We start from the raw sequence: 8361 nt of genomic DNA, 5'->3' as shown, positions 1-8361 counted from the left end.
GCGCCCGACTCGCCGGCGGCAGGCCGACGGCGGTGAGGGTGAGGGTCAGGCGCTCGCCTGCTCCATGCGCCGGCGCAGGCTCAGCGGGCGCATGTCCGTCCAGACCTCGCCGATGCGGGCGAGGCACTCCTCGCGGCTTCCCGTGGTACCCGCCGCCCGCCAGCCGGCCGGGATGTCACGGTCCGCCGGCCAGATCGAGTACTGCTCCTCGTCGTTGAGGACTACGTGGTAGATGCGGTCGTCGGCACGCTCGTCGGCCATGACAGGTCTCCTCGTCGGATGATGAGTGGTGCTGACGGCCAGTCGGCCGCAGCGGGCTCCGCGGCCCGGGATCACGTCCGTCAGGCTGCGGGCATCGTGCTGTTCATCCTGTCGAGCGCTCCCATACTCCGGCTCTACCGGAGCTATCTGGCCATGGTGGCGACAGAGCACGGCCCGGCTGCCCCGTGGTGGGGGCGGCCGGGCCGTGTGATTTCCGGGGGCCGGGGCTCAGACCCGTTCGACGTCCTTCGTCCGGTCCTCCGTACCGCTGTCCGGCGCCGCCTCCTCGTGGTCGGCGGGCGGCTGCGGGGTCTTCTCGGCGGCCACGGCGGGAATCCAGGCGAGCGCCCGTGGCAGCGTCCAGCTGCGGTCCCCGAGCAGGGCCAGCGCCGCCGGCAGCAGCACTCCGCGCACCAGCGTGGCGTCCACCAGGATGGCCACCGCCATGCCGATGCCGAGCATCTTGTAGTCGAGCATGGACAGCGTGGCGAAGATCGAGAACACGGCGATCATGACCACGGCGGCGCTGGTGACGACGCCGGCGCTGCCGCCGATGCCCCGCGTCACCGCGGTACTCGTGTCGGCGCCGTCCATGCGCAGTTCCCTGATCCGGCTGAGGATGAAGACGTGGTAGTCCATCGACAGACCGAAGAGGATCACGAACATGAAGAGCGGGAGCCAGCTGATGATCCCGCCGTACGACTCGAAGCCCAGCAGGCCGCTGAGGTGGCCGTCCTGGAAGACCAGCGTGACGACTCCGTACGCGGCTCCGATGGACAGCACGTTCAGCGCGATGGACACCAGCGGGATCGCCAGTGACCGGAACGCGGAGACGAGCAGCAGGAACGCGAAGACCAGCACGAAGGCGAAGACGACCGGCGTACGGCTGTCCAGGGCGGCCGCCATGTCGGCCGGGCCGGCCGTCTGGCCGGTGACCGCGTAGCGCAGTCCGTCCACCTCGCCGAGGCTGCGCGGCAGTGCCTCCTCGCGCAGCAGCTCCAGCGCCTTCAGTGACTTGGCGTCGTTCCCGGTACCCGCCAGCGGGACGGTGACGACGACGGTCCCGCCGTCGCCGATCTCCGCGGTCCGGACCGGTTCGGCGAGCGCTCCGTCGCTCTTGGCGACCTGCTCGCGCAGGGCGGTGACCGCCTTGTCGAAGGCGCCGGTGCCCACGGCGTCGCCGGTGACCACGACCTGGGCAGGGGCCGGCTTGCCGGGGAACGCCTCCTGGATGGCGACCAGGTGGGAGATCTCCGGCACGCTGTCCGGGAACCGCTCCTGGAGCCCGGGGTCGGCCAGCCGCATCCCGGCGGCCGGCAGCGCGGCCAGTACGAGCGCGGCGACCGCCGCACCGCCCCACACCAGCGGCCGGCGCACGACCTGGGTCACGACGGCCGTCCAGACCCGGGATTCGCGGGCCTCGGCGCGGCGTCGGCCGATCCAGGGCAGGCGCAGGCCGTCCACCTTCGGACCGAGCATGGACAGCACGGCGGGCAGCGCGGTCAGCGAGCCCACGACGGCGAGCAGCACCACGGCGATGGTGCCGACGGCCATGCCGGTGAAGGTGTCGATGCCGGTGAGGAAGAGGCCCGCCATGGAGACGGCGACGGTGAGCCCGGAGATCACGACGGCCCGCCCGGAGGTGGCCGCGGTGACCCGCAGGGCCTGTTCCGTGTCGCGTCCGGCCAGCCGTTCCTCCCGCTCCCTGCGCAGATAGAACAGGGTGTAGTCGACGCCTACGGCCATGCCGACGAGGAGCACCACGGAGGAGGCCGTGTCGTTCACCGGGAGCCAGTTGGCCGCGAGGGTCAGCAGCCCCATGGAGGCGAGGACGGCCGTGACGGCGAGCAGCAGCGGGATGCCCGCCGCGATCAGCGCGCCGAACACCACGAGGAGGATGACCAGCGTAAGGGGGATGGAGGTCAGTTCGGCGGTGCCGAAGTCCTCGCTGGTGGCCTGCTCGACGGCGAAGTCGACGCTGGCGTCACCGGCCTGGACGATCTTCAGTCCCTTGTGGTCCTCGGCGACCTGCGCGATGCGCCGCTGGGTCTCTTCGACGACGCCCGCCGCGTTGTCCCAGCCGTGACCGGGTCCGGCGAGCGAGAACGTGACGAGCACGGAGCGGCCGTCGGAGGAGACCAGGCCGCCGGGTTCGGCGGGTGTCGGGACCACCACGTCCGACACCTTGCCGGTCATGCCGCGCAGCGCCGTACCGACGTCCTGGACGGCCTGCTGCAGCGCGGTGTCGCCGCGGAAGCCCGGGGAGCCGTCGCGAGCCTGGATGAGGACGTTCTCGCTGGGCGGCCGGGTGTCGTCGCCCGCCTCCTCGACCATGACCTGGGCCCGGCCCGACTCTCCCGGGTCGTGGTTCTGCGGGCCCTTGCCGCCCACGGCCGCGCCCACCACGAAGGTGAGCACGACGAAGAGCAGCCAGCCGAACAGTGCGGTCTTGCGGCGGCGTGCCGACCACGCGGCCACTCTCTCGACCAGGGGTTCCGGCTGACCTCTTCCCGGCTGGGATGGGGGCGTGGGGGCAGCCGGCGGACCGTTGGAGGGCACGAGCGGCTCTCCCTTCTCGTTCGATTCATTCAAGTACCGCGCGGGCGTGCGCGACACGCCTGAGGGCCCGCCGGGGCGCTGTGCGGGAGCCGGCTGACCGGGACGGGGCGGGTGGCAGGGGTCAGCCGTCGCTGTCCTTCTGCTGCTTCCACAGATGGGAGATCTCCCCGAAGGACGAACTGACCCACCGGTCCGAGTAGATGGTGTCCAGGTATCTGTCGCCCCCGTCCGGGAAGATCAGAACGCAGTTGGAGTCGGGAGTGATGCGGTCGGCGAACTTTTCCAGCGCCGCCACGGTCGCGCCGGAGGAGCCTCCGGCGAGGACCGCCTCGGAGAGCACCAGCCGACGGCAGGCCACGACACAGTCGATGTCGGACACATGCACCACGTGGTCGGCGGCGTCAGGATCCAGGAGTGCCGGCGGAACAGAGGCTCCGTGCCCGGGAATGAGCCGGGGTGCTCCCTGCTTTCCGAAGATCCTGCTGCCCACCGCGTCGACCGCCACGACGGTGGTGTCCATCCCCTGTTCGCGCAGGTACTCGGAGCATCCGCGCAGGGTGCCGAAGGTGCTGACGGCGGCGAACAGGTAGTCCACCTTCCCGTCCAGCGATTCGACGATCTCCCTCATCGTGTTGCGATGTGCCTGCGGGTTGTGCGGGTTGGAGTACTGGTTGGGCCAGTAGGCGCCCGGCACGGTGGCCACCAGTTCGCGCACCCGCGCCAGCCGCGCGGCCAGGTACTCGCCCGACTCGGGGTCCGGTGTCAGGACCACCTCGGGCCTGGCGCCGTAGGCGCGCAGCAGCGCCAGGTTCTGCTGTGTGGTCTTGGCATCGACGACACAGATGAAGTCGATTCCGTAGTAGCGGCAGATCTGCGCGATCCCGACGGCCAGGTTGCCGGAGCTCGACTCGACGACGACCGAGCGCCCCGGGACGAGTTCGCCGTCCTGGATTCTGCGCAGCAGCATCCCGAGGGCGGACCGGTCCTTGACGCTTCCTCCCGGGTTGAACCTCTCCATCTTGGCGAAGACCCTGGAACCAAGCCCAGGGAAGATCTTTCCCAGCTCCACCAAGGGTGTTTCCCCAATGGCCGCCAGAATTCCGTTGAGCACGGGACGGCCCATAGTGGCTGCCCTCCGCTGCTTGATCGTTTTGTTCCGGGGTCCGTGGGCAGATGCCGCGGGCCGCCGGCTGACGGCGATCAGCCTGGAGGGCTCCTCTATGGCGCACCTATCGCGCATCCATGGCAACGGCTTCCCGCCGGGCCGCACGGGTGCCTGACCACCACGAACGTCCATGTCCCAGGCCCCCCGTCGGTCCGCGCACACCTCGGCGGCCGAGGCCGGGGGTGTGGGTTCTCTCGCGTTCGGACGGCGAACGCGGCGGCCCCGGGCGGTCGGCCGGGGCACGCATCACCATGGCACACCGGAACCGGCCGGAGGGGGGTGACCGGTGTGCCCGCGGCGGCAACAACCTGCCACCGCAGGCTCCTGCCAACACAGTCGCCTGACAGCACTTCCACGGGTTGAGCAGACTTGTCGACTGGGGCCTTGGGGCCTCTGTGCGCCGTGTCACTCAAGGCAAAGGAAACACTCCGTGAAGACCAAGGCTTCCGCCGCAGCAGCACTGACGCTCATGGCGTTCGCAGCCGGCTGCACGTCGGGCGACGAGACGTCCGAGAGCAGCTCGTACACGGTGAAGGAAGCCGTCTCGGCGCTGAGCGTGAAGAGCAACGGCGGCCTCATCGAACTGGTTGCGAGCGACCGCACGACCGTACAGGTCACCGAGAAGTTCCTCTACTCGGGCTCCAAGCCGGAGACCCGGCACGCGGTGAGCGGCTCCACGCTCTCCCTCGAAACCCGCGGCTGTTCGGGGGACTCCTCGCCCTGTGAGGTCTCGTACCGGATCGAGGTGCCGCGGAAGCTGACCGTCAGCCTCAACTCCGAGGGCGGTGACGCCGAGGTCAAGGGCCTGGCCGGAAAGCTCACCGTCGCCACCGAGGGCGGCAGTGCGAGGGCGGAGCAACTTGCCTCCACCACCGTCAGGATCGCCAGCGGCGGCGGTGACGCCGACGCCGTGTTCACGTCCGCGCCGGACAGCGCCGATGTGAGCACCGACGGCGGTGACCTCAGCGTACGGCTGCCCGCCGGGTCGTACGCCGTCGACGCGGACGCCGAGGGCGGGGAGGAGAAGGTGACCGTCAAGACGGACCCCGCCTCGTCGCACAAGGTGATCGCCAGGTCCGGCGGCGGCTCGGTCTCCGTCGCCTCCTGAGGGGTCCGTGCGCACCCGCTGTCCCTTCTCCCCGGCGGGAGAAGGGACAGCGGGTTCAGGCCACTTCGCCGCGCTCGCTGACCAGTCGCCGATGTGGCCGGCCGGCCCGGTCGAGCGCCGTGTGTTGTTCCCGGCCCGGCTCGCCCCATGTCGCCCGCTCCAGACCGAAGGCCCGGACCAGCCGGTGCATGCGGTAGCCGCGGTTCTCGCCCTCGACGGGCTCCAGCAGGTGGTCGTCGACGAGGAGGTCCAGCACGTCCTGTGCCGCGTCCAGCGGCAGTTCGAGCAGCAGTGACGCCGTGCGGGCGCTGAAGGCGGGGACGTCGTGCCGTGCCAGCATGCGCAGCGCGCGCCGGGCGGGCTCGGACAGCCGGCTGTAACCGGCCTCCAGGGTGTCGCGCACCCGCAGATCGGCGAGGCACAGCTCGTCCAGGCTGCGCCGCGGATCGGTCAGCCGGTCGGCCAGGCTGCGCGGCGTCCAGTGCGGCCTGGCGGCCAGTCGTGATCCGGCTATCCGCACCGCCAACGGAAGCCCCCCGCACGCCTCCGCGAGTTCCTCGGCCGACTCCGGATCGGCGGCGAACCGCTCCTCGCCGACCGTGCTGCACAACAGAGCGGTCGCCTCGGCCCGGGTGAAGGTACCGAGGACGAGGGGACGTACGCCTTCCAGGGCGCTCAGCCGGGACCGGCCGGTGACCAGCACGCCGCAGCCGGGCGCGGCGGGCACCAGGGGCCGGACCTGCCAGGCGCCCGCGGCGTCGTCCAGCATGATCAGACAGCGCCGGTCGGCCAGCGTGCTGCGGTAGAGCCGGGTGCGCTCGGCCAGGCCGGGCGGGATGTCCCGGCTGTCGACGCCCAGCGCCCTCAGCAGGCCGGCGAGCGCGTCGGCGGGGTCCAGCGGGGACGACGAGCTGCCGCGCAGGTCCACCCAGAGCTGGCCGTCGGCGTAGTCGTCGACGAGCTGGTGCGCGACATGCAGCACGAGCGAGGTCTTGCCCACGCCGGGCATGCCGGTGACCACGCCGACGGCCGGTGTCCCGGCGCGGGGCCGGGTGGCCAGCTGGGTGCGCAGCCGGATGGCCTCCTGCTCACGGCCGGTGAAGTCCCACAGTGCGGGCGGCAGTTCGGCGGGCGCCTGTCTGTGCTCCTCGGCCCGGGGGGCCACCTCGCCCGGGGTGGCCAGTACGGGTGCGGCGACCAGGATGGACTGGTACAGCCCCTGGAGCGACGGGGTGGGGTCGATGCCCAGTTCGTCGGCCAGGGTCCTGCGGCAGTCCTGGTACACGGTGAGTGCGTCGGCCTGCCTGCCGCACCGGTACAGCGCGGTCATGAGCTGGCCGCACAGCTGCTCGCGGAGCGGGTGGGCGGCGGCCAGGCCGATCAGTTCGGAGACGAGTTCGGCGTGGCGCCCGAGGGCGAAGTCGGCGTCGATGCGTCGCTCCAGGACGGTCAGCCGCATCTCCTCCAGCCGGCCGCGCTCGGCCTCGGCCAGGAACTCGGTCACGCCGCCGAGCACCGGCCCGCGCCAGACGGCCAGCGCCCGGCGCAGCAGGTCCGCGGCGCGGTCCGCCTCGCCCGCGGCCAGCGCGTCACGGCCGAGCGCGGCGAAGTGCTCGAACTCGGCCACGTCGGTGTCCCACGTGCCCTCCTGCCCGGTACCTTCCGGCAGTCGCAGGAGGTAACCGGGGCGCTGGCGGACCACCTCGGCGTGGTCGCCGAGCAGTTGGCGCAGCCGCGACATGTAGGTCTGGATCTGGGCGGCCGACGTCGTGGGGGGTTCCTCGCCCCACAGAAGGGCGGAGAGCCGGGAGTCCGGTACTACTCTGCCTCGCGCGAGGACCAGCGCGGCGAAGGCGGTTCTCAGCTTGGACCCGCTGAGGGCGATCTTGTGGTGGGGCGTCGTCCACGCTTCGACCGAGCCCAGAACCAGGAATCTCATGTTCTCCCTCTCAGTGCATGCGCAAGAGGGGTGCGTCCCCACTGAGGACGCCCGCATGCTGTGGCTGTGGTGCGTACTGGCGAGTGAGCGGGAACCGTGCTTGTGGGGGAAGGCTGTCGTTCCGCACGCTCTCGGGCCGGCGCGGCAGGTGGTGGGGGCACCTGCGGCGCGACCGGGGTCACGGCTTGTGGCCGTGCGTCACCGGTGGGAAGAGTCGATCGGGTGGGCCGGATCAGCCGTGTCCGTATCGGTCCAGTTCGTGGAAGAAGTTGTCGACGACGGCCAGTTCGCCACGTCGCTGCATCTCCTCGTAGACGAAGCCGCCGACCGCGAGGTCGAGGACACCGAGGCCGAACGGGGAGAACACCAGGGGCCGGCCGGTGGGCAGGCCGGCCTTGCCGGCCAGCACCTCGGGGAGGGTGGCGTGCAGGAACTCCCGGTGCCCGACGCGCTGTTCGGCCAGGTGCGGTGAGGTGTCCGCCTTCAGACAGTGCTCGACGTCGTCGACGACGTTCGTGGCGGAGAGGATGATCTCCGGCGACAGGTCGCGCAGCGACACGTTCAGCACCAGCGGGTTGTGGGCGAACCACGACGGGTCCGTGATGTGCGGTGCCGCCGCGACGGTGGCGCACACCACCAGGTCGCAGGAACGGATCAGGTCCTCGGCGCTGTCGTGCACGGTGACCCGGCTGTCGTCGCCGGTGTTCTCGAGGTAGGAGCGGAACCCCGCGGCGGACTCCGCGGACAGGTCGTACAGCCCGGTCTCCTCGAAGGACCAGTCGGTGCCCGTGAGGTAGGTGTGGATGTACCGCGCGATCAGTCCGGTGCCGATGAAGCCGACCCGCGTGGGGCGCCGGCGGTCACGGGTGAGGACGTCGGCCGCCAGGGCCGCGGAGGCGGCGGTGCGGGTGGCGCTGACGATGGAGCTTTCCAGACAGGCGAAGGGGTAGCCGGTGTCGTGGTCGTTGAGGACGAGCACCGCGGAGGCCCGGGGAAGCCCGCCCGCGACGTTCTCGGGAAAGCTGGAGATCCACTTCAGGCCGTCCAGCCGCTGCCGGCCGCCGAGGGAGGCGGGCAGAGCGATGATCCGGGCCGTCGGGCGGTCCTGAAAGCGCAGGAAGTAGGACGGAGGATTGACGGTCTGTCCGGCTCCGTGCAGCCGGTAGGTCTCCTCGACCAGTTCGACGATCCTCTTCTCCTGGCCGTGCAGTGCGTCCCGCACCTGCGCGCCGGAGATGACGGCGAACGATGGTGTCGTCACGCCTTTGGACATCCAGGACTCCCCCCACCACCTCGCCGGAGGCGAGGTACAAACAGGTCATGTCGGGG

At 71.1% G+C, this 8361-nt stretch carries 6 protein-coding genes; 1 reads left to right on the top strand and 5 read right to left on the bottom strand.

The features are described from left to right. Positions 1–45: 45 nt before the first annotated feature. From ACH4G3_RS11855 to sbnA, 3 genes are all read right to left on the bottom strand, one after another. A complete protein-coding gene (locus ACH4G3_RS11855) occupies positions 46–261 on the bottom strand; it encodes an MbtH family protein (RefSeq protein ID WP_020277676.1) in 216 nt (71 codons plus the stop codon). Between the two features lie 228 nt (positions 262–489). Further along, entirely contained in the window at positions 490–2739 is a 2250-nt protein-coding gene (locus ACH4G3_RS11850) for an MMPL family transporter (protein ID WP_397624308.1), read from the bottom strand. 202 nt (positions 2740–2941) lie between these two features. Next, positions 2942–3943, bottom strand: coding sequence for a 2,3-diaminopropionate biosynthesis protein SbnA (sbnA, locus tag ACH4G3_RS11845; RefSeq protein ID WP_397624307.1), 1002 nt, complete (start codon positions 3941–3943; stop codon positions 2942–2944). A gap of 472 nt (positions 3944–4415) precedes the next feature. Between sbnA and ACH4G3_RS11840 the strand changes: the two genes are divergently transcribed. Then, complete coding sequence (locus tag ACH4G3_RS11840) at positions 4416–5093, top strand: DUF4097 family beta strand repeat-containing protein (protein ID WP_397624306.1); 678 nt, start codon at positions 4416–4418, stop codon at positions 5091–5093. A 55-nt stretch (positions 5094–5148) separates the two neighbouring features. Here the strand turns inward: ACH4G3_RS11840 and ACH4G3_RS11835 are convergent, their stop codons facing one another. Together ACH4G3_RS11835 and sbnB are read right to left on the bottom strand one after the other, a co-directional pair. Then, the gene (locus ACH4G3_RS11835) at positions 5149–7032 is read right to left on the bottom strand and encodes an AfsR/SARP family transcriptional regulator (protein WP_397624305.1); all 1884 of its coding nucleotides are present in this window, start codon (positions 7030–7032) and stop codon (positions 5149–5151) included. A 232-nt stretch (positions 7033–7264) separates the two neighbouring features. Beyond that, the gene (sbnB, locus tag ACH4G3_RS11830) at positions 7265–8305 is read right to left on the bottom strand and encodes a 2,3-diaminopropionate biosynthesis protein SbnB (protein ID WP_397624304.1); all 1041 of its coding nucleotides are present in this window, start codon (positions 8303–8305) and stop codon (positions 7265–7267) included. Positions 8306–8361 lie beyond the last annotated feature (56 nt).

This window comes from Streptomyces afghaniensis (genome assembly GCF_044327915.1).
Taxonomy (GTDB): Bacteria; Actinomycetota; Actinomycetes; order Streptomycetales; family Streptomycetaceae; genus Streptomyces; species Streptomyces afghaniensis.
The sequence above is the reverse complement of the archived record's forward strand: the minus strand, read 5'-3'. Positions and strand labels throughout refer to the sequence as shown.